Origin of the sequence: Luteimonas kalidii, from assembly GCF_029887935.1 — a bacterium.
GTDB classification, from domain to species: Bacteria; Pseudomonadota; Gammaproteobacteria; order Xanthomonadales; family Xanthomonadaceae; genus Luteimonas; species Luteimonas kalidii.
In genome coordinates this window covers 14,742-34,818 of the sequence record NZ_JARXRO010000020.1, presented here as the reverse complement: position 1 = coordinate 34,818, position 20,077 = coordinate 14,742, and the positions used below count along the sequence as shown (strand labels likewise).

Sequence of the window (20,077 nt, the reverse complement as noted above, 5' to 3'; positions counted from 1 at the left end):
CGCCCTGAACGCGGCCGAGATCACGCGCATCGAGACCCTGGTGCAGCAGGCGATCGGCTTCGACGCCGCGCGCGGCGACGTGGTCTCGGTGGTCAACGCCCCGTTCGCCCGCGGCGCGCTGGACGCGCCGATGGAAGGTCCGCCGATCTGGCAGCACCCGCGTGCGCGCGAACTGGCGCGACTGGTGTTCGGCGGCCTGGCGGTGCTGCTGCTGATCTTCACCGTGCTGCGGCCCGCCTCGCGCCAGCTGCTGGCGCCCAAGGTCGCCACCGCGACCGTGCTGCCGGCCGCCGATGTCGACGACGAGCCACCGGTGACCCTGTCGGCGCCGGCGCAGGCCAAGGTGGTCGCGGCCTCCGGCCCGGTGCCGGCATCGGCGATGAATTTCGACGACAAGCTCGAGATCGCCCGCACCGCGGTCAACACCGATCCCAAGCGCGTGGCCCAGGTGGTGCGCGACATGGTGGCCGCCGATGGCTGACCCACGCGCGGAACCGCTCAGCGGCGTGCAGCGCGCGGCGATCGTGCTGCTCTCGCTCGGCGAGCAGCAGGCGGCCGAGGTGCTCAAGCACATGGGCGCCAAGGAAGTGCAGAAGCTGGGCCTGGCGATGACCTCGGTCGGCGGCGTCAGCCGCGAATCGGTGGCGCGCGTGTTCGACGAGTTCGTCGACGTGCTGGCCCAGCCCACCGGCCTGGGCAGCGGCGCCGACGACTACGTGCGCGCGGTACTCACCCAGGCGCTGGGCGAGGATCGCGCCAGCAGCCTGATCGACCGCATCCTGCACGGGCGCAACACGTCCGGCCTCGACACCCTGAAGTGGATGGAGCCGCGCGCGATCGCCGAGCTGGTGCGCAACGAGCACCCGCAGATCATCGCGATCGTGATGGCGCACCTGGACGGCGACCAGGCCGCCGAAGTGCTCAAGTGCCTGGCCGAGCGCGTGCGGGTGGACGTGCTGCTGCGCCTGGCCACGCTCGACGGCATCCCGCCGCACGCGCTCAATGAACTCAACGAGGTGATGGCGCGCCAGTTCGCCGGCAACCAGAACATCAAGTCGTCCTCGGTCGGCGGGGTCAAGGTCGCCGCCAACATCCTCAACTTCATGGATTCCGGACAGGACGAAGTGCTGCTCGGCGCGATCGGCGAGGTCGACGGCGAACTCGGCACCCGCATCCGCGACCTGATGTTCGTGTTCGACAACCTGGCCGAGATCGACGACCGCGCGATGCAGGCGGTGCTGCGCGAGATCTCCAGCGAGCAGCTGGCGCTGGCCCTGCGCGGCGCCGAGGCCCGGGTGCGCGAGAAGATCACCGGCAACATGTCGCAGCGCGCGGCCGAGATCCTGATCGAGGACATGGAGGCGCGCGGCCCGGTGCGCCTGGCCGAAGTGGAAACGGCGCAGAAGGAAATCCTGGCGGTGGTGCGGCGGATGGCCGACAACGGCGACATCCAGCTCGCGGCCAAGGCCGAGGTGCTGGTATGAACGGCGGTGCGCTGCCCGCGGTGGATCCGTCCATGTCCGCGGGCGCCGTGCGCTGGAACGCGCCCGGGCTGTCGCTGGTGCCGCCGCCGGCCGCCGAACCGCCGCCGGCGCTGCCCAGCGTCGAGGACCTGCAGGCCCTCGAACGCGCCGCGCACGAGGAAGGCTATGCCCGCGGCCATGCCGAAGGGCTGGCCGCCGGGCAGGCCGAGGTGCGGCGCATGGTCGCGCAGATCGAGGGCGTGCTCGACGGCTTCACCCGTCCGCTGGCGCGGCTCGACGGCGAGGTCGCCGAGGCGCTGGCCGACCTGGCCGTGCGCATCGCCGGCAGCCTGCTCGGGCGCGCCTACCAGACCGATCCGACCCTGCTCGCCGACCTGGTGCGCGAGGCGCTGGAAGCGGTCGGCAGCGATACCCGCGAACTCGAACTGCGCCTGCACAACGACGATTTCGGCGTGCTCGCCCCGCATCTGGCCGGCCTGGACGGCGTGCGCCTGGTGGTGGACGGCGCACTGGGCCGCGGCGAGCTGCGCCTGCACAGCGAGAGCGTGCGCATCGACGGCACCATCGCCTCGCGCCTGCAGTGCGTGCTCGAAGCCACCCTGGCCGCCAGCGAGGCGCAAGCATGACCAGCGTCGCCGCCGCGCACTGGCAGGAGGCGCGCAACCTGCGCCTGGCCGCGCGGCTGCATGCCGCCGACCCGAAGCCGGCTTCGCTCGCGCTGGCGCGTGAGGGCGTGCTGCGACGCGCGGTCGGGCTGACGCTCGAGGCCTCCGGCTGCAGCGCGCCGCTCGGCTCGCGCTGCAAGGTCGAAACCGCGGGCGGCCGCTGGGTCGATGCCGACGTGGTCGGCTTCTCCGGCGACCGCACCTTCCTGATGCCCACCGCCGACCTGGAGGGCCTGCTGCCCAACGCGCGCGTGGTGCCGTCGCGCCGTCGCGGCGAGGTCGCGGTGGGCGAGGGCCTGCTCGGCCGCGTCATCGACAGCGACGGCGTGCCGCTCGACGGCCGCGGCCCGATCCGCGCCGAACAGTGGATCGGGCTGGCCGGCACCGCGATCAATCCGCTGATGCGCGAACCGATCACCCAGTCGCTGGATGTCGGCGTGCGCGCGATCAACGCCCTGCTGCCGATCGGCCGCGGCCAGCGCATCGGCCTGTTCGCAGGCTCCGGCGTCGGCAAGTCGACCCTGCTGGGCATGATGACCCGCTTCACCGCCGCCGACATCATCGTCGTCGGCCTGATCGGCGAACGCGGCCGCGAGGTGCGCGACTTCGTCGAGAGCACGCTCGGCGAGGAAGGCCTGCGCCGCTCGGTGGTGGTGGCCACGCCCGCCGACCGGCCGCCGCTGGCGCGCCTGCACGGCGCGCTGCGCGCCACCGCGATCGCCGAGTACTACCGCGACCAGGGCCTGCACGTGCTGCTGCTGATGGATTCGCTGACCCGCTTCGCGCATGCGCAGCGCGAGATCGGCCTGTCGGTCGGCGAGCCGCCGACCACGCGCGGTTACCCGCCGTCGGTGTTCGCCAAGCTGCCGCAGCTGGTCGAGCGCGCCGGCAACGGCGCCGACGGCCGCGGCTCGATCACCGCGTTCTACACCGTGCTCACCGAGGGCGACGACCAGCAGGAGCCGATCGCAGACGCCGCGCGCGCGATCCTCGACGGCCACATCGTGCTCACCCGCCGCATCGCCGATGCCGGCCAGTACCCGGCGATCGACGTCGAGGTCTCGGTCAGCCGGGTGATGCAGGAGATCACCGACCCGGCGTGGCGCGAGCGCATCCGCAGGCTCAAGCGGCTGATGGCGGCGCATTCGGCGCAGCGCGACCTGATCGCGATCGGCGCCTACCAGCGCGGCAGCGACCCGACCGTCGACGAGGCGGTCGCGCGCTGGCCCGCGATCCAGGCCTTCCTCGGCCAGGACGTGAGCGAAGCGGCAGACGTGGCGTCCAGCCGCGACGCGCTCGCCGCCCTGCTCGATCCCGGCCCGGCGCCCGGCGCCGCCCAGACCCGGCCGCAGGAGGCCTGACCCCGATGCGTTCGCAACGGCTCGATCCACTGCTCAGGATCATGCAGCAGCGCCAGGACTCGGTGGCGCGCGACGTCGCCGACCGCGAACGCGCGCTCGGCGAACAGCAGGAGCGGCTGGACGCGCTGCGCCGCTACGCCGAGGAGTACGCCACCGCGCCCGCCTCGACCTCGATCTCGCCCGCGCTGCTGGTCAACCGGCTCGCGTTCCGCGAACGGCTCAATGCCGCGGTGGTGCAGCAGGCCGGGATCGTGGACCAGAGCCGCCAGCTCAGCGACGTCGAACGCGCGCGGCTGATGCTGGCCAGCCGCGAAACCAAGGTGCTCGAACAGCTGGCCGACAGCTACCGGGCGCAGGAATCGAAGGCCGCCGAACAGCGCGTGCAGCGCGAGCTCGACGACCTCGGCGGACGCCGCGCACGCCTGGCCGCGCAGGCCGCCGACGACGGAGCGGGGTCGTGAACGCCGCCGCTCCGCTCGGCGCCGGCATGGCCGCGGCGACGTCGCCGCGCACCGGCCCACGCGCCGACCCGGGTACGGATGCGCGTGTGCCGGCGTCGGCGTCGTCGCGCACCGCGCGGGGGGGAGCGGTCGAATCCGCGTCCGCAGGCGGGGAGCAGGGCGAACCAGCACAGGCCGACGGACGCCCGTTCGCCGAACTGCTGGCGTCGCCGCCCGCCTCCACGCCGCGCGCGCCAACCCCGTCATCGACGCCAGTCGAACCGGCCGACGCCTCCGCCGACCCGGCGTCCGGCGAGCGTTCGCCCGAGCAGTTGCTGGCGATGCTTGCCGGCCAGTGGCTCGGCGCGCAGGCGCCGGGCGCCGCGCCTGCGGCAGTCGCCGCCGGCGGTACCCCGCGGCTTCCCGGACTGCCGGCCGCCGCTGCGGCGGCGCTGGCGGGCGGCGTCGCGGGGGCCGTCGCCGACGGCTCCGCGTCCGCGGCATCGCTCCCGACGTCGGCCGGACCGACATCGGCCGGGCCGGCGGCCGCCGCCTCGTCGGCCGCCACGAGCGAGCCCGCCATCGCCGCCGCCATCGCGGGCACGCTGGCGCTCACCGACCCCGCCACCTCGCCGCTGGCGCTCGCCCCCGCGGCGACCGGAGCGCAGGCCGCCGCCCTCGAGTCCGGCGGCGCGGCGGACGCCACGTTCTCCATCGAGGCGCCCCAGACCGGGCTCACCGGTCCCGCCCCGCTGGCCGCTCCGCGTGCGCCGGGCGCGGCCGCAGTCCCACCGCCTGCCACCCCGCTGCCGATGCCGGCCGATCCGGGCGCCGGGTTCGACGACGGCTTCGGCACCCGCATCGCCTGGATGGCCGAACAGCGCCTGGGCCACGCCGAGATACGCCTCAACCCCGAGCATGTCGGGCCGATCGACGTGCGCGTGCAGCTCGACGGCGACCAGGTCCGGGCCGAATTCCACAGCGCCCACGCCGAGGTCCGGCAGGCGATCGAAGCCAGCCTGCCGCGGCTGCGCGAACTGCTGGGCCAGCATGGCCTGCAGCTGGGCCAGGCCGACGTCGGCCAGCGCCAGGCGGGCCAGGACGGCACGCCGCGCAACGGCACGGCGGCGAACGCAGGAACCGACACGCGCTCCGGCGAGGACGCGCCGCTGTCGACGCCGCTGAACGCGCGCCTGCGCGGCCTGCTCGACGAATACGCCTGATGGCGCGCTCACGCCCCGGACCCCCGGGTGCGCTGCGCTTACCCGGGCTACGCGGCATCCGGCACCCGGGTCGGCGCGTCGCTCGATCGGCGTAGCCCGGATAAGGCCGAAGGCCGCATCCGGGAAGGCCGGACGCGCGGTCCGATCCGACACCCGGCCCCGGGTGCACTTCGCTTACCCTGGCTACGCGGCATCCGGCACCCGGATCGGCGCGTCTCCCGGATCGGCGTAGCCCGGATAAGGCCGGAGGCCGCATCCGGGGAAGGCCGGGGCGCGATGCGATCCGACACCCGGCCCCGGGTGCGCTGCGCTTACCCGGGCTACGGGCGTCCGTCGCCCGGACCTGCGCGTCGCCCGGATCGGCGTAGCCCGGATAAGGCCGAAGGCCGCATCCGGGAAGGCCGGGCGCGATGCGATCCGGTACCCCGGCCCCGGGTGCGCTGCGCTTACCCGGGCTACGGGCGGGTTCCGGCGGATTACGGCGGGCGAGGTCGGCCGAACGGGCCGGAGGGCCGTCAAAGGGCCGGCGCATGCCGCCGCGACGCTCCGTCAAAACGCCGTCGCGGGCGCGGCACGCGGATTGCATCTCTCCGGCATCCCACCGGAGTCCACACCCGTGCCAGCCCCCGCCGCCACCCAGACCGCCCCGGCCGCCGCGGTCGCCAAGCCCAAGCGCCGTCTGTGGCCGCTGTTGCTGATCGCCGTCGTCGTGCTCGGCGGTGCCGGCGGCGGCTGGTGGTGGTGGCAGTCGAAGCAGCAGGCCGAAGCGGCCGCCAAGCCCGCCACGCCGGTGCGCCTGCCCGCGCAGTACATCGCGATGGAGCCCTCGTTCGTGGTCAACCTGGCCGACACCGATGCCGTGCGCTACCTGCAGGCCGACGTGCAGCTGGTCACCCGCGACCCGGCCACGCTCGCCGCGCTCGAATCGCACCTGCCCTCGGCGCGCAACCGCCTGCTGCTGCTGTTCGGCCAGCAGAAGGCCGGCCAGCTCACCCAGCGCACCGGCAAGGAACGCCTGCAGCAGGCCGCACGCGACGAAGTGCGCGCCCTGCTCAAGGCCGAAGGCGCGCCGGACAAGGTCGAAGCGGTGATCTTCACCAGCCTGGTGACCCAGTGAGCGCCGACCTGCTGTCCCAGGACGAGATCGACGCCCTGCTGCACGGCGTCGACAGCGGCGTGGTCGAGACCGAGCCGCCGCCCGCCCCCGGCGAGGCGCGTAGCTACGACTTCGCCAGCCAGGACCGCATCGTCCGCGGCAAGCTGCCGACCCTGGAGATGATCAACGAACGCTTCGCGCGCACCTGGCGCGTGGGCCTGTTCAACCTGCTGCGGCGTTCGGCCGACCTGTCGGTGCGCGGCATCGACCTGCTGCGCTTCGGCGAGTACATGCATTCGCTGCAGGTGCCGACCAACCTCAACCTGGTGAAGATGAAGCCGCTGCGCGGCACCGCGATCGTCACCTTCGAACCGCGGCTGGTGTTCACCGTGGTCGACAACTTCTTCGGCGGCAATGGCAAGTTCCACACCCGCATCGAGGGCCGCGAGTTCACCCCGACCGAGATGCGCGTGATCCAGCTGCTGCTCAAGCAGACCTTCACCGACCTGGTCGACGCCTGGGCGCCGGTGATGCCGGTCGAGTTCGAATACGTCAACTCCGAAGTCAACCCGCACTTCGCCAACATCATCAGTCCGCGCGAGTACATCGTGGTCAGCCGCTTCCACGTCGAGCTCGAAGGCGGCGGCGGCGAACTGCACGTCGCGCTTCCCTACGCGATGCTCGAGCCGATCCGCGAACAGCTCGACGCCGGCGTGCAGAGCGACCGGATCGAGAAGGACGAAGGCTGGACCCGCGCCATGCGCACCCAGCTGCAGGACGCCGAGGTCGAACTGAGCTCGGCGATCGCCCAGCGCCAGATCAGCCTGCGCGAACTGTCGCGGCTGAAGGTCGGCGACGTGATCCCGATCGAGCTGGCACGCCACGTGCAGCTGCAGGTGGAGCAGATGCCGCTGTTCACCGGCGAGTTCGGCATCCACAACGGCAAGAACGCCATCAAGGTCACGCAGGTGCATGCCGCGCGGACCGTTCCCACCCTCGACTCCCTGAGCCTGACGCCATGACCAGCAACGACGCCGCCCTGGCCGCCTTCGATCCGCTCACCGCCGATGCCGGGCAGCCGCACGCCGCGGGCGCGGACCTCAACCTCGACGTGATCCTCGACGTGCCGGTCTCGCTGTCGCTGGAAGTGGGCCGGGCGCGCATTCCGATCCGCAACCTGCTGCAGCTCAACCAGGGCTCGGTGGTGGAACTCGAACGCGGCGCCGGCGAACCGCTGGACGTCTACGTCAACGGCACCCTGATCGCGCAGGGCGAAGTGGTGGTGGTCAACGACCGCTTCGGCGTGCGCCTGACCGACGTGGTCAGCCCCGCCGAGCGGATCAAGAGGCTGCGATGAGCGCGACCGCTTCGCAGGCGGCCGCGCAGTTGCCGGCTGCCGGCGCCTGGGCGGATGCCGCGCCCGCGACGATGGACGTCGCTGGTGATACGGCCGCCGATACCACGCACGCCGCCGACACCCTGGATGCCACCGGCAGCGCCGCTCCGCAGGCGACCGCGATCGGCCACGCCGCCGTGGTGCCGGACCGGCCCGAGGCCGGCGCCGATGCGGCCGCCGCCGCGGCCGCGATACCGGCTGCGGACGCGGGCGCACGCGCCCTCGCGTCGACCGCCGCGCCACGCACTGCGGCGACGACCACGACCACCGGACAGGCGGGCACGCCCGCGGCCGCGCCGCAGTCGCCCGCCACCGCCGGCACGCTCGGCGGCGCCGTGTTCGCGCTGGTGCTGGTGGTCGGCCTGATCCTGCTGCTGTCCTGGCTGGCCAAGCGCATGCCGGGCCTGGGCGGCGGCGCCGGCGCCCATCCGTCGCTGCGCATCGTCGGCGCGCTCGCGCTCGGCCCGCGCGACCGCCTGGTCGTGGTGGAAGTGGGCGAAACCCAGCTGCTGCTCGGCGTCGGCGCCGGCGGCACCCGCACCCTGCACACCCTCGACCAGCCCCTGCCCACCGCCACCGCGAAATCCACGCCGGCGTTCGCGCAGCTGCTGGCCCGGCACCTCGGAAAGAAGACGCCATGACCGCCCTGCACGTCCTTCGCCGCGCCGCGGCCGCCTGCCGCGCCACGTGGCCGGCCTGGCTGCTGGCCGCGTGCCTGCTGTCGGCGGTGCTCGCGCCCTCGATCGCCTTCGCCCAGGCCGCGCCCGCGGTCCCGGCGGTGCCCGCCGCGTCCCCGGCGCAGCCGCTGCCGTCGGTGGAAGTGGGCAACATCGGCAACCAGCCGGTGAGCCTGCCGCTGCAGGTGCTGGCGCTGATGACCGGCATCACCCTGCTGCCCGCCGCGCTGCTGGGGCTGACCGCGTTCACCCGCATCATCATCGTGCTCGGCCTGCTGCGGCAGGCGCTGGGCACCGGGCAGACGCCGAGCAACCAGGTGCTGCTGGCGCTGGCGCTGTTCCTCACCGCGATGGTGATGATGCCGGTGTTCGACCAGGCCTGGGCCAACGGCATCGCGCCTTACCTGGACGACCAGCTCGACTTCCGTGCGGCCTGGGCCGCGGCTTCGGAACCCTTCCGCGGCTTCATGCTGGCGCAGGTGCGCGAGACCGACCTGATGACATTCGCCGGGCTGTCCAACTCCGGTCCGTACGCGACCCCGCAGGACGTGCCGTTCGGCGTGCTGGCCGCCTCGTTCCTGACCAGCGAACTCAAGACCGCGTTCGAGATCGCGTTCCTGATCTACATCCCGTTCGTGATCATCGACCTGGTGGTGGCGAGCGTGCTGATGTCGATGGGCATGATGATGCTCTCGCCGATGCTGATCTCGGCGCCGTTCAAGATCCTGCTGTTCGTGCTGGTCGACGGCTGGGTGCTCGTGGTCGGCTCGCTCGCCGCCAGCTTCAACCCGGTCTGACGCCATGAGTCCCGAAACCGCACTCGGCGAGATTTCCCGCGGCCTGCAGATGGCGCTCGTGCTCGGCGGCCCGCCACTGATCGCGGTGCTGGTGGTCGGCGTGGCGGTGGGCGTGATCCAGGCCGCCACCCAGATCAACGAGCCGACCATCCCGTTCGTGGTCAAGGTGGTGGGGCTGGTGGCGGTGCTCGCCGCCACCGGGCATTTCCTGCTCGGGCGCATGGTCGCCTTCACCACCGACCTGTTCCACCGCATCCCGCACCTGATCGGCTAGGTGGACACCGTCTCGCTCGCATCGATGGCCGGGGTCGACCTGTTCGGCATGCTGGCCACCGTGCTGTGGTACGCGCTGCGCATCGGCGCGGCGCTGCAGGTGCTGCCGGTGATCGGCGGCCGCGGCATCCCGGTGCGCGCGCGGCTGATCACCACCCTGGCGCTGTCGGCGGCGCTGTCGACCGTGCTGCCGGCGCCGCCGGCGATGGGTGTGGACGCGGCCACCGCGCTGGGCGTATTGCGCGAATTCTCCGTCGGCATCGCCATCGGGATGATGCTGCGGCTGGCGTTCGAGGCCGGGCGGCTGGCGGGCGAACTGGTCAGCCAGGGCATGGGCCTGTCGTTCGCGACCATGGCCGATCCCCTGAGCGGCGCGTCCTCGGCGGTGCTGTCGCAGTGGTTCTACCTCGCCTTCGCGCTGCTGTTCTTCAGCATCGACGGCCACTTGGCCCTGGTCGGCGTGCTGGCCGACAGCTACGGCGGCCTGCCGATCGGCGCCGCGCTGCCGGACGTGGACGCGCTGCTGGAGGCCGTGCCGGCGTTCTTCGGTGCCTGCCTGCGCGCCGGCGCGCTGCTGGCGCTGCCGGTGATGATGGCGCTGCTGGCGGTCAACATCGCCTTCGGCGTGCTGGCCCGCGCGGCGGCCCAGCTCAACCCGATGGCGATCGGCCTACCGGTCTCGCTGCTGGTCGGCCTGGTGCTGCTGATGCTGCTGATGCGGCAGCTGCAGTCGCCGGTGGACCGGCTGTTCGGCGAGGCCTTCACCGCCGCGCGCGCACTGACGGGCTGAGGCGATGAGCGAGGAAGCCCAGAAGGAAGACCGCACCGAACAGCCGACAGAGAAACGGCTGCGCGATGCACGCGAGAAGGGCCAGGTTCCGCGCTCGCGCGAGCTGGCCAACGTGGCGGTGCTCGGCTGCGCGGTGCTGGCGCTGAAGGCGACCAGCGGCAGCGTCGGCGCGCACTCGCGCGACTGGATGCGCGACGCCCTGAGTTTCGACCGCGCCCTGCTCGACGCGCCCGACCGCCTGCTGCCGCACGCCGCCGCGCTGGTGGGCAAGCTGGCGCTGCCCTTGCTGCCGCTGCTGTTCGCGGCGCTGGCCGCCTGCCTGCTGGCGCCGATGGCGATGGGCGGGATCCGCTTCGCCAGCAAGTCGCTGCAGCCGGACTTCGCCCGCCTCAACCCGATCAAGGGCTTCGCCCGCGTGTACGGCGCCGAGAGCCTGGCCGAGTTGCTGCGCTCGCTGCTGCGCGTGGCGCTGATCGGCGGGGTCGGCGGCTGGATGGTGTGGCGCGCGTTCTCGAGCCTGCTGGCGATGCCGCAGGCCTCGCTGGAGGCCGCGGTCGCCGGCGGGGTCGACCTGGCCTCCAGCGCGCTGCTGGCGATGATCGGCGCGCTCGGCCTGCTGGCCGCGATCGACGTGCCCTGGCAGCACCACCAGCACCGCAGCAAGCTGAAGATGACCAAGCAGGAGCTGCGCGACGAGGCCAAGGAGGCCGAAGGCAACCCCGAACTCAAGGCGCGCGTGCGCCAGGTGCAGCGGCAGATGTCGCAGCGGCGGATGATGGAGGCGGTGCCCACCGCCGACGTGGTGGTGATGAACCCGACCCACTACGCGGTCGCGATGCAGTACCAGCCGGGGATGCGCGCGCCGAAGGTGGTGGCCAAGGGCGTGGACGAGATGGCGCTGGCGATCCGCGCCCTGGCCGAACAGCACCGGGTGGCGGTGGTCGAGGCGCCGCCGCTGGCACGCGCCTTGTATCGGCAGTCGCAGGTCGACCAGGAGATCCCGGTGAAACTCTACGCCGCCGTGGCGCAGGTGCTGTCGTACGTGTTCCAGCTGCGGGCCTGGGTGCCCGGCCGCGGGCCGATGCCGGCGATGGCCGAGGTCGACGTCGGCGCCGACGGCGCCCCCGATCCCGACGACGGGATCCCGGCACGATGAGCGCCCTGCCCGGCCGCGGCGGCGGCCTGATGAACAGCCTGCGCACCGGTGCGGCCGCGCCGGTGGTGGTGCTGGCGATCCTGGCGATGGTGATCGTGCCGCTGCCGCCCCTGCTGCTCGACGGCCTGTTCACGATCAACATCGCGCTGTCGCTGGTGGTGATGCTGGCGGTGGTCTACGTGAAGCGCCCGCTGGAATTCTCGATCTTCCCCAGCGTGCTGCTGCTGGTCACCCTGCTGCGGCTGGCGCTGAACGTGGCCTCCACCCGCGTGGTGCTGCTGCACGGGCACCAGGGCGGGTCTGCGGCCGGCCACGTGATCGAGGCCTTCGGCCAGTTCGTGATCGGCGGCAGCTACGCGGTCGGCATCGTGGTGTTCGCGATCCTGACGATCGTCAACTTCGTGGTCGTCACCAAGGGCGCCGGGCGCATCTCCGAGGTGTCGGCGCGCTTCATCCTCGACGCCCTGCCCGGCAAGCAGATGGCGATCGACGCCGACCTCAACGCCGGCCTGCTCAACCGCGAGGACGCCAAGGCGCGGCGCCAGGAAGTGCGCGAGGAGGCCGACTTCTACGGCTCGATGGACGGCGCCAGCAAGTTCGTGCGCGGCGACGCCATCGCCGGCATCCTGATCCTGGTGATCAACCTGGTCGGCGGCATCCTGATCGGCATGCTCTCGCACGGCATGTCGTTCGGTTCCGCCGCGCAGACCTACACCACGCTCGCGATCGGCGACGGCCTGGTCGCGCAGCTGCCGGCGCTGCTGGTGGCGGTCGCCACGGCCATGCTCGTCACCCGCTCCACCGGCGAGCAGGAGATGGGCGAGACGGTGTCGAAGCAGGTCTTCGGCCACCAGCGCGCGCTCACCGTCTCAGCGCTGCTGATGGGCGTGATCGGCATCGTGCCGGGCATGCCCAACCTGCCGTTCCTGGCGCTGGCGGCGATCCTGGGCTTCGCGGCGTGGAAGCTGCACAAGCGCGCGGCCGAGGCCGAGGCCGCGCCGGCCGAGGCGCGCAGCGACGCCGCGCCGGCACCGATGGCCGAACTGAGCTGGGACGAGATCCGGCCGGTCGAGCCGCTGGCGCTGGAGGTCGGCTACAAGCTGATCGCGCTGGTCGACCAGGCCCAGGGCGGGCAGCTGCTGGCGCGCCTGAAGGGCGTGCGCCGCAAGCTCACCCAGGACCTGGGCTTCCTGATCCCGGCCGTGCACGTACGCGACAACCTCGAACTCGCCCCCGGCCAGTACCGCGTGCTGGTGCACGGCGTGCCGGTGGCCACGGGCGAACTGGTACCCGACCGCGAACTGGCGCTGGATCCCGGCCGCGTGTTCGGCCAGCTCGACGGCATTCCCGGCAAGGACCCGGCGTTCGGGCTGGACGCGGTGTGGATCCTGCCCAACCAGCGCGCACATGCCGAATCGCTGGGCTACACCGTGGTCGACGCGGCCACGGTCGCGGCCACCCACCTCTCGCACATCGTGCGCGAGCGCGCGCCGGACCTGCTCGGCCACGACGAGGTGCAGCACCTGCTCACCGCGCTCGGCCGCAGCGTGCCCAAGCTGGTCGAGGACCTGGTGCCCAAGCTGCTGCCGCTGTCGGTGGTGGTGAAGGTGCTGCAGTCGCTGCTGGCCGACCGGGTGCCGGTGCGGCAGATGCGGCAGATCGTCGAGACCCTGCTCGAGCACGGCGCCCACACCCAGGACCCGGCCGCGCTCACCGCCGCGGTACGGGTCTCGCTGGGCCGCTTCATCGTGCAGGAACTCAACGGCATGGCGCCCGAGCTGCCGGTCTACACCCTGGCCCCGGCGCTGGAGCGGGTGCTGCAGGAATCGGTCAGCGGCCAGGGCGCGGCGCTCGAACCCGGCCTGGCCGAACGCCTGCACCAGAACCTGGGCGACTGCGTCACCCGCCAGGAAAGCCGCGGCGAACCGGCGGTGCTGCTGGTGCCCGGCGGCGTGCGCGCCGCGGTCGCGCGCCTGGTCCGCCACAGCGTGCCCTCGCTGGCGGTGCTGGCCTACGCCGAAGTCCCCGAAGACAAGCGCCTGCGCCTGGTCGGCGCGGTGGGCTGACCGCCGTCACCGCGCGTAGCCCGGGGTAGCCCGGGTAAGCGAAGCGCACCCGGGGGGATCTCCACCTCCAACGGCGTCGAGCCCCGGGCACCCGGACGCGCACCGCCGCGCGTCGGCGTCCCGACACCCACCCCGGATCCCGGGCGCCAAGCTTCCGACGCGCCGGTCGACGAGTTCAGGCCCGGGTCTTGCAGGAAGGGGGCAGGCACCCGCCGCCCGCTTCCCGACCCGGGATACCACCATGCGAATCAAGCGTTTCACCGCTCCCGACATGCGCACCGCCCTGCGCATGGTCCGCGACGAACAGGGACCCGATGCGGTGATCCTGTCCACCCGTCCCAGCGCCGACGGCGCCTGCATCGAGGTGGTCGCCGCCACCGACTACGACGAGGCCCTCGTGGCCCAAGCGCTGCGCGCGGCCGCGCCCGCGATCGCCGACGCGCCGGCCCGTCCCCAGGCGGCGACCGCTGCGCCGGCACGCGCCGCCTCCGCATCCGCCTCGCCGGCCGGGGGCGACGCCTCCACCCGCGACAGCCTGATCTCGCGCGCCCGCGCCGTGTTCCGCATCGGCGACGCCCCGACCCTGGCCGACCTGACCCGTGGCGCGCCCGACGCGACGCCGGCCGCCGCACCCGCTGCTGCGGCACCCGCGGCCGCCCGGCCGTCCGCCGCCCCGGCACCGGCACCGGCCGCGCCCGCCGTCACCCCAGCCGCGTCCGCCACGCCTGCACCTTCGATGGCGGCACGGCCGCCGATTCCGGGGGCCGTTTCGTCGCTGACCGCCGCGTCGCCGACCACACCGGCTCCTGCCGCCATCGCGCCGCCGGCGCCGAGCCGCTTCGAGGCGATGATGGCCGCGCTCGACGCCGCCCCGACCCAGGCGCCCCGCGCCGGAACCTCCGCGTCCGCGGCCGCCGCCGCGGAGTTCGAACCCGCCACCCCCGCCTTCCTGGCGCCGCGCGCGCCGGTCGCCGACGCCGCCCCGGCCGAGCGCCCCGGCCGCGACGACGACGCCGAGGACTTCGGCGACCTGATGCCGGACTTCCCGATGCCGCTGCGTCCGGAGCCGGTGACCGAGGCCGCCGCCCGCGCGACGCACGACGCCGTCGCCGCGCACGCACCGGATGCGGCACGCCCGATGGTCGCGACCGCGACCGCCACCGCCGACACCACCGCGCCGCGCGCCCTGCAGGCCGTCGCCGCGCCCGAACTCGACCCCGCCATCGTCTCCATGCGCGAGGAGATGGCGCGCATGCGCCAGCTGATGGAGGCGCAGATGGAGCAGCTTTCGCTCGAGCGCCTGCGCGGCTCGCCCGCGCGCGCCGCGGTGCTCGAGGCGCTCGCCGGCTACGGCTGCGACGAATCGCTGGCGCGCGAAGTGGCCGCGCAGATCGATCCGCGCCTGCCGGTCGACGCGATCCACGGACCGATGTTCGAAACCCTGGCGCGGATGATCACCGTCACCCGCAGCGAACCGCTGGAAGACGGCGGCGTGATCGCCCTGGTCGGCCCCACCGGCGCCGGCAAGACCACCACCGCGGCCAAGCTGGCCGCGCGTTTCGCCGCCCGCCACCGCGCCCGCGACGTCGCCCTGGTGACCACCGACTGCGAGCGCCCCGGCGCGCTCGAGCAGCTCCAGGCCCACGGCCGCCGCCTCGGCATCACCGTGTGCGAGGCGCAGGGACCGGAACGGCTGCAGGACACCCTGGCGCAGCTGGTCGACTACCCGCTGGTGCTGGTCGACACCACCGGCCACGCGCCGCGCGACCGCGCCGTGTTCAGCCAGATCCTGTGGCTGCGGGCCTCGCGCAGGGTGCGCAGCCTGCTGGTGCTGCCGGCCAACGCCCATCCCTACGACCTCGGCGAGGTCGTCCGCCGCTACCGCCCGGCCAAGCCCGAGGGCGTGGTGCTGACCAAGCTCGACGAGACCGGCCGCCTCGGCTCCGCGCTCTCGGTGCTGGCCCGCCACGAACTGGCCATCGCCTACACCACCCAGGGGCAGCAGGTGCCGTCCGACCTCGATGCCGCCGATGCCACCCGCCTCGTCCAGTCACTGGAGAAATCCCGCCGTGCTGCCGATAACCCCCTCGCCACCGAGGATCGCCATGCAGTCGCCTGACCCCACCATGCCCGTTTCCGCCGCAGACCGGGCCCCCGGCCCCGTGCGGGTGATCGCCGTCGCCAGCGGCAAGGGCGGCGTCGGCAAGACCTCGGTTTCGGTCAACCTCGCCACCGCCCTGGTCAACGCCGGCCAGCGCACCCTGCTGCTGGACACCGACCTGGGCCTGGCCAACGTCGACGTGATGCTGGGCCTGACGCCCACCTTCACCCTGGCCGACGTGTTCGCCGACCGCTGCGAACTGCGCGACACGGTGATCGAATGCCCCAACGGGCTGATGATCGTCCCGGCCGCGTCCGGCAAGCGCCACATGACCGAACTCCAGCCCAGCCAGCACATCGGCCTGGTGCACGCGTTCTCCGAACTCGACCTCGACCTGGACGTGATGGTGGTGGACAACGCCGCCGGCATCGCCGACGGCGTGCTGACCTTCTGCCAGGCCGCGCAGGACGTGATCGTGGTGGTGTGCGACGAGCCGGCCTCGGTCACCGACGCCTACGCCCTGATCAAGGTGCTCAGCCGCGAGCGCGGCGTGAACCGGGTGCAGGTGCTGGCCAACCAGGTGCAGGACCAACGCGAGGGCCGGCAGCTGTTCGAGAAGCTCGAGCGCGTCAGCGCACGCTTCCTCGACGTCACCCTGGGCTACCTCGGCGCGATCCCGCGCGACGAATGGCTGCGCCGCGCGGTGCAGCGCCAGGAGGCGGTGGTCGACGTGTTCCCGTCGGCGCCCTCCGCGGTCGCGTTCCGCGACATCGCCCGGCGTGCGCGCCAGTGGCAGTCGCCGCCCGGTGCGCGCGGCCATGTCGAGTTCTTCCTCGAGCGCCTGGTCGCCCCGGCCACCGCGCGGGGGGCGGCCGCATGAACGCCGCGACCGCGCAGTACCGCGCCAACCAGCAGGGCAGCGCCGCCGAGGTCGTCGAGAAGCACGGCGAACTGGTGCGCCGCATCGCCCACCATCTCGCCGCGCGGCTGCCGGCGAGCGTGGAGATCGACGACCTGATCCAGGCCGGCATGCTCGGCCTGATCGATGCCGCGCGCAATTTCCAGTCCGACCAGGGCGCGGCGTTCGAGACCTACGCCTCGATCCGCATCCGCGGCGCGATGATCGACGAGATCCGCCGCGGCGACTGGGTGCCGCGCTCGGTGCACCGCCGCTACCGCGACATCGTCTCGGCCACCCGCGAGGTCGAACAGACAACCGGCCAGGCCGCGACCTCGCAGCAGGTGGCCGCGCAGATGGGCGTGGGGCTGGACGAATACCACGCCATGGTCGAGAACGCCGCGCGGGGGCAGCTGGTCAGCCTCGATGCGCACATGGACGAGCACGACGGCGAGGCGCGCCTGGCCAGCCACGACACCGCCAGCCCGGCGCGCGCGTTCGAGCAGGTGGCCTTCCGCGACGCGCTGGCCGGGGCGATCGACGACCTGCCCGAGCGCGAGCGCCTGGTGCTGTCGCTGTACTACGAGCAGGAACTGAACCTGCGCGAGATCGGCGCGGTGCTCGGCGTGAGCGAATCGCGCGCCTGCCAGATCCACGGCCAGGCCGCGATACGCCTGCGCGCGCGGCTGTCCGACTGGCGCCGCGAGGGCGCCGACGAGGACGACGACTACCTGCCCTGAACGCACGGGGCCGGCGCACCACACACACGAACCACGAAGAGATCCGCATGGACAAGAACATCCGCATCCTGATCGTCGACGACTTCTCGACCATGCGTCGCATCGTCAAGAACCTGCTCAACGACCTGGGCTTCTTCAACACCACCGAGGCCGACGACGGCTCCACCGCGATGGTGGAACTGCGCAAGGGTCCGTTCGACCTCGTGGTCACGGACTGGAACATGCCCGGCATGCCCGGCATCGATCTGCTCAAGGCGATCCGCGCCGACGCCGCGCTGTCGAAGATCCCGGTGCTGATGGTGACCGCCGAATCCAAGCGCGAGCAGATCATCGAAGCCGCGCAGGCCGGCGTGAACGGCTACGTGATCAAGCCCTTCACCGCCGCCACGCTCAACGACAAGCTCGGCAAGATCTTCGAGCGCCTCGGGGCCGCGGCGTGAGCGCGGCACCCGCCGCCGTGGCGCCGGGTGTCGGCGCGCACGACGAACGTGCCGCCCTGGTCAGCTGCCTGCACGCGGCGCTGGAGGCGCTCGAGCAGCAGGACGACGATGCCTGGCGCAGCAATGTCGACGAACTGATCCACTGGCGCACCCAGCCGCTGGTGCAGGGACTGGTGCGGCTGGCGCGCGAACTCGAGCAGGCGCTGGGCACCGGCAGCGGCAGCGGTTCGCTGGCCGAGGCCTGCCAGCGCCTGGAGCACGTGGTCAAGGTCAGCGAGGACGCCAGCCACCACACCCTGGACCTGATCCAGGAATGCCGGATCCTGCTCGGCACGCTGCCGGCCACCGATGCCGACGCCGAGACCGCCACCGTGTCCGCGGTGCGCGCCCGGCTGTCGGAAATGACCGCGGCCCAGGGCTACCAGGACCTCAACGGCCAGATCATCCGCCGCGTGGTCGAACTGGTGCGCACCGTGCACGAAGGCCTGGGCGAGTACGCGCCGGGCGCCGGGCGCCCGCTGCAGCTGTCCAGCCAGGGCTACGGCCCCGCGGTCGACGGCCTCGACGCGCCCGCCGCCAGCCAGGACGACGCCAACCGCCTGCTGTCGTCGCTGGGCCTGTAGCGATGTCCGCGGCCGCCTCCGACATCTGCGCCGACTTCCTGGTCGAGGTCGGCGAGATCCTCGACCAGCTCGGCGTGCAGATGGTCGCGCTCGAGCGCGCGCCCGCCGACCGGGAATGCCTCAACGCCGTGTTCCGCGGATTCCACACCATCAAGGGCGGCGCCGGCTTCCTCGACTTCGCCACCATGGTGTCGGTGTGCCACGCCGTCGAGGACCGCCTCAACGCCGCCCGCGACGGCAGCGCGCCGCTCGACGCGGCCGCGTTCGACGGCATCCAGCAGGGCATCGACCTGCTGGTCGACATGCTGCAGTCCATCTGCAACGGGCTCGATCCCAGCCCCGCGCCCGTCGCGCTGCTGGCCGCCCTGCGTGCCGGCGCGGCCACCGCCGCACCGGCACCGGTCGCGGTGGCCGCGGCCCCGCTGGCCGTGGCGGTGCCGGACGTCGCCGGCGATTCGATCGACGATCTCGACTTCGAAGCCCTGCTCGACAGCCTGCACGGCGCCGGCGGTGCGCCCGGTGCGGCGGCGGCGCCTGCGCCCGCGTCGCCTGCGCGGGCCGAACCCGAACCCGGACCGATCCCGGCGTCCGCGCCCGCCGTGCTGCGCGCCGTGCCCACGGCCGCGCGCGCGCCGGTGGCGCAGGACGCCGGCGACGTCACCGTACGCGTGGACGTGCGCCGGCTCGACGCCATGGTCAACCTGGTCGGCGAGCTGGTGCTGGCGCGCAACCGGCTCAAGACGATCCGCCCGCGCCTGCGCGACGACGACCTCGACCGCGCCGTGGCCGCGCTCGACGTGGCCACCTCGCGCCTGCAGGGCGCGGTGATGACCGCGCGCATGCAGCCGGTGGGGCGCGTGTTCGCGCGCTTCCCCAAGCTCGCCCGCGACGTCGCCCGCCAGCTCGACAAGCAGGTGCAGCTGGAAGTGACCGGCGCGGAGACCGAACTCGACCGCAACCTGGTCGAGGCGCTGGCCGATCCGCTGGTGCACCTGGTGCGCAACGCCATCGACCACGGCATCGAGATGCCCGAGGCACGCCGCCGCGCCGGCAAGCCCGAGCTCGGCACGGTGCGCATCGGCGCGCAGCAGGAAGGCGACCATGTCGCCATCGAAGTGCGTGACGACGGCGCCGGCATCGATCCCGACCGCATCCGCCGCAAGGCGGTGGAGAAGGGCCTGATCGACGACGACTCCGCCGCGCGGCTGTCGTCGGAGGAATGCCTGCAGCTGCTGTTCCTGCCCGGCTTCTCCACCCGCGACGAGGTCAGCGACCTGTCCGGCCGCGGCGTGGGCATGGACGTGGTGCAGTCGCGCATCCGCGAGCTCTCGGGCACGGTCCAGATCCACTCGGACGTCGGTGCCGGCTCGCGCTTCGCGATCCGGGTGCCGCTGACCCTGGCGATCCTGCCCACCCTGCTGGTCGAAGTGGACGGCGACGTCTACGCGCTGCCGCTGGTGCGGGTGGTGGAAGTGCTGTCGCACGAACCCGGCCGCGCGCTGTGGATCGACGGCCAGCGCGTGCTCGACCTGCGCCAGCAGCCGCTGCCGCTGCTGGGCCTGCGCGACTGGCTGGGCATGGCGCCGGCGCCGCTGCCGGAGTCGACCTGCGTGGTGCTGCAGGCCGGCGAACAGCGCTACTGCCTGGCCGTCGACCGCGTGCGCGGGCGCGAGGAAGTGGTGATCAAGGCGCTGCCGCCGACCCTGCGCGGGCTGCCCGGCTACGCCGGCGCGAGCCTGATCGGCGACGGCCGCATGGCCCTGATCCTGGACGTGGACGCACTGCTCGGCAGCGGCGTGCGCGCGACCGGTGCGCGTTCAAGTCACCCCGCCCCCGACCGTTAATCAGGCA

At 73.2% G+C, this 20,077-nt stretch carries 21 protein-coding genes; all 21 read left to right on the top strand.

Annotation, left to right across the window (positions count from 1 at the left end):
* A partial coding sequence (locus QFW81_RS13615; protein ID WP_280579522.1) for a flagellar M-ring protein FliF C-terminal domain-containing protein occupies positions 1–481 on the top strand: 481 nt, incomplete at its 5' end.
* Positions 474–1,484 (top strand): flagellar motor switch protein FliG, encoded by a 1,011-nt coding sequence (fliG, locus tag QFW81_RS13610; RefSeq protein WP_280579520.1) that lies wholly within the window; start codon positions 474–476, stop codon positions 1,482–1,484. The genes QFW81_RS13615 and fliG, both read left to right, overlap by 8 nt.
* Before the next feature lie 32 nt (positions 1,485–1,516).
* Positions 1,517–2,110 (top strand): FliH/SctL family protein, encoded by a 594-nt coding sequence (locus tag QFW81_RS13605; protein ID WP_280579518.1) that lies wholly within the window; start codon positions 1,517–1,519, stop codon positions 2,108–2,110.
* Entirely contained in the window at positions 2,107–3,510 is a 1,404-nt protein-coding gene (gene fliI / locus QFW81_RS13600; protein ID WP_280579516.1) for a flagellar protein export ATPase FliI, read from the top strand. Before QFW81_RS13605 ends, fliI begins: the two co-directional genes overlap by 4 nt.
* Positions 3,511–3,515: 5 nt before the next feature.
* On the top strand, positions 3,516–3,971 hold the full coding sequence (gene fliJ / locus QFW81_RS13595; protein WP_280579515.1) for a flagellar export protein FliJ: 456 nt from the start codon (positions 3,516–3,518) through the stop codon (positions 3,969–3,971).
* Entirely contained in the window at positions 3,968–5,173 is a 1,206-nt protein-coding gene (locus QFW81_RS13590; protein WP_280579513.1) for a flagellar hook-length control protein FliK, read from the top strand. The genes fliJ and QFW81_RS13590 overlap by 4 nt, the downstream gene beginning before the upstream one ends.
* A gap of 616 nt (positions 5,174–5,789) precedes the next feature.
* Positions 5,790–6,290: a flagellar basal body-associated FliL family protein gene (locus QFW81_RS13585; protein WP_280579511.1), complete on the top strand. Its 501-nt coding sequence runs from the start codon at positions 5,790–5,792 to the stop codon at positions 6,288–6,290.
* The gene (gene fliM, locus QFW81_RS13580) at positions 6,287–7,291 is read left to right on the top strand and encodes a flagellar motor switch protein FliM (protein WP_280579509.1); all 1,005 of its coding nucleotides are present in this window, start codon (positions 6,287–6,289) and stop codon (positions 7,289–7,291) included. Before QFW81_RS13585 ends, fliM begins: the two co-directional genes overlap by 4 nt.
* Positions 7,288–7,626: a flagellar motor switch protein FliN gene (gene fliN / locus QFW81_RS13575; RefSeq protein WP_280579507.1), complete on the top strand. Its 339-nt coding sequence runs from the start codon at positions 7,288–7,290 to the stop codon at positions 7,624–7,626. The genes fliM and fliN overlap by 4 nt, the downstream gene beginning before the upstream one ends.
* A gap of 230 nt (positions 7,627–7,856) precedes the next feature.
* Positions 7,857–8,306 carry a flagellar biosynthetic protein FliO gene (gene fliO, locus QFW81_RS13570; RefSeq protein WP_425604067.1) on the top strand — a complete coding sequence of 150 codons (450 nt, stop codon included), beginning with the start codon at positions 7,857–7,859 and terminating at the stop codon, positions 8,304–8,306.
* Positions 8,303–9,139, top strand: coding sequence for a flagellar type III secretion system pore protein FliP (fliP, locus tag QFW81_RS13565; protein WP_280579503.1), 837 nt, complete (start codon positions 8,303–8,305; stop codon positions 9,137–9,139). Before fliO ends, fliP begins: the two co-directional genes overlap by 4 nt.
* 4 nt (positions 9,140–9,143) lie before the next feature.
* The gene (locus tag QFW81_RS13560) at positions 9,144–9,413 is read left to right on the top strand and encodes a flagellar biosynthetic protein FliQ (protein WP_280579501.1); all 270 of its coding nucleotides are present in this window, start codon (positions 9,144–9,146) and stop codon (positions 9,411–9,413) included.
* Positions 9,414–10,202: a flagellar biosynthetic protein FliR gene (fliR, locus tag QFW81_RS13555; protein ID WP_425604045.1), complete on the top strand. Its 789-nt coding sequence runs from the start codon at positions 9,414–9,416 to the stop codon at positions 10,200–10,202.
* A 4-nt stretch (positions 10,203–10,206) separates the two neighbouring features.
* Positions 10,207–11,358: a flagellar biosynthesis protein FlhB gene (flhB, locus tag QFW81_RS13550; protein ID WP_280579499.1), complete on the top strand. Its 1,152-nt coding sequence runs from the start codon at positions 10,207–10,209 to the stop codon at positions 11,356–11,358.
* Positions 11,355–13,424 (top strand): flagellar biosynthesis protein FlhA, encoded by a 2,070-nt coding sequence (flhA, locus tag QFW81_RS13545; protein ID WP_280579497.1) that lies wholly within the window; start codon positions 11,355–11,357, stop codon positions 13,422–13,424. The genes flhB and flhA overlap by 4 nt, the downstream gene beginning before the upstream one ends.
* A gap of 241 nt (positions 13,425–13,665) precedes the next feature.
* Complete coding sequence (locus QFW81_RS13540; protein ID WP_280579496.1) at positions 13,666–15,543, top strand: flagellar biosynthesis protein FlhF; 1,878 nt, start codon at positions 13,666–13,668, stop codon at positions 15,541–15,543.
* A complete protein-coding gene (locus tag QFW81_RS13535) occupies positions 15,530–16,405 on the top strand; it encodes a MinD/ParA family protein (RefSeq protein ID WP_280579495.1) in 876 nt (291 codons plus the stop codon). The genes QFW81_RS13540 and QFW81_RS13535 overlap by 14 nt, the downstream gene beginning before the upstream one ends.
* The gene (locus QFW81_RS13530) at positions 16,402–17,163 is read left to right on the top strand and encodes an RNA polymerase sigma factor FliA (protein WP_280579494.1); all 762 of its coding nucleotides are present in this window, start codon (positions 16,402–16,404) and stop codon (positions 17,161–17,163) included. Before QFW81_RS13535 ends, QFW81_RS13530 begins: the two co-directional genes overlap by 4 nt.
* A 47-nt stretch (positions 17,164–17,210) precedes the next feature.
* Entirely contained in the window at positions 17,211–17,603 is a 393-nt protein-coding gene (gene cheY, locus QFW81_RS13525; protein WP_280579492.1) for a chemotaxis response regulator CheY, read from the top strand.
* Positions 17,600–18,226, top strand: a complete 627-nt coding sequence (locus QFW81_RS13520) for a protein phosphatase CheZ (protein ID WP_280579490.1) — start codon at positions 17,600–17,602, stop codon at positions 18,224–18,226. Before cheY ends, QFW81_RS13520 begins: the two co-directional genes overlap by 4 nt.
* A 2-nt stretch (positions 18,227–18,228) precedes the next feature.
* Entirely contained in the window at positions 18,229–20,070 is a 1,842-nt protein-coding gene (locus QFW81_RS13515; RefSeq protein ID WP_280579487.1) for a chemotaxis protein CheA, read from the top strand.
* Positions 20,071–20,077: the final 7 nt, after the last annotated feature.

Coding starts and splice junctions, on each gene's coding strand:
- fliP (WP_280579503.1), top strand. CDS start 8,303: ATGACCGCCCTGCACGTCCTTCGCCGCGCCGCGGCCGCCTGCCGCGCC.
- QFW81_RS13605 (WP_280579518.1), top strand. CDS start 1,517: ATGTCCGCGGGCGCCGTGCGCTGGAACGCGCCCGGGCTGTCGCTGGTG.
- QFW81_RS13530 (WP_280579494.1), top strand. CDS start 16,402: ATGAACGCCGCGACCGCGCAGTACCGCGCCAACCAGCAGGGCAGCGCC.
- QFW81_RS13560 (WP_280579501.1), top strand. CDS start 9,144: ATGAGTCCCGAAACCGCACTCGGCGAGATTTCCCGCGGCCTGCAGATG.
- flhA (WP_280579497.1), top strand. CDS start 11,355: ATGAGCGCCCTGCCCGGCCGCGGCGGCGGCCTGATGAACAGCCTGCGC.
- fliN (WP_280579507.1), top strand. CDS start 7,288: ATGACCAGCAACGACGCCGCCCTGGCCGCCTTCGATCCGCTCACCGCC.
- fliJ (WP_280579515.1), top strand. CDS start 3,516: ATGCGTTCGCAACGGCTCGATCCACTGCTCAGGATCATGCAGCAGCGC.
- cheY (WP_280579492.1), top strand. CDS start 17,211: ATGGACAAGAACATCCGCATCCTGATCGTCGACGACTTCTCGACCATG.
- QFW81_RS13535 (WP_280579495.1), top strand. CDS start 15,530: ATGCAGTCGCCTGACCCCACCATGCCCGTTTCCGCCGCAGACCGGGCC.
- fliG (WP_280579520.1), top strand. CDS start 474: ATGGCTGACCCACGCGCGGAACCGCTCAGCGGCGTGCAGCGCGCGGCG.
- QFW81_RS13540 (WP_280579496.1), top strand. CDS start 13,666: ATGCGAATCAAGCGTTTCACCGCTCCCGACATGCGCACCGCCCTGCGC.
- fliI (WP_280579516.1), top strand. CDS start 2,107: ATGACCAGCGTCGCCGCCGCGCACTGGCAGGAGGCGCGCAACCTGCGC.
- flhB (WP_280579499.1), top strand. CDS start 10,207: ATGAGCGAGGAAGCCCAGAAGGAAGACCGCACCGAACAGCCGACAGAG.
- QFW81_RS13515 (WP_280579487.1), top strand. CDS start 18,229: ATGTCCGCGGCCGCCTCCGACATCTGCGCCGACTTCCTGGTCGAGGTC.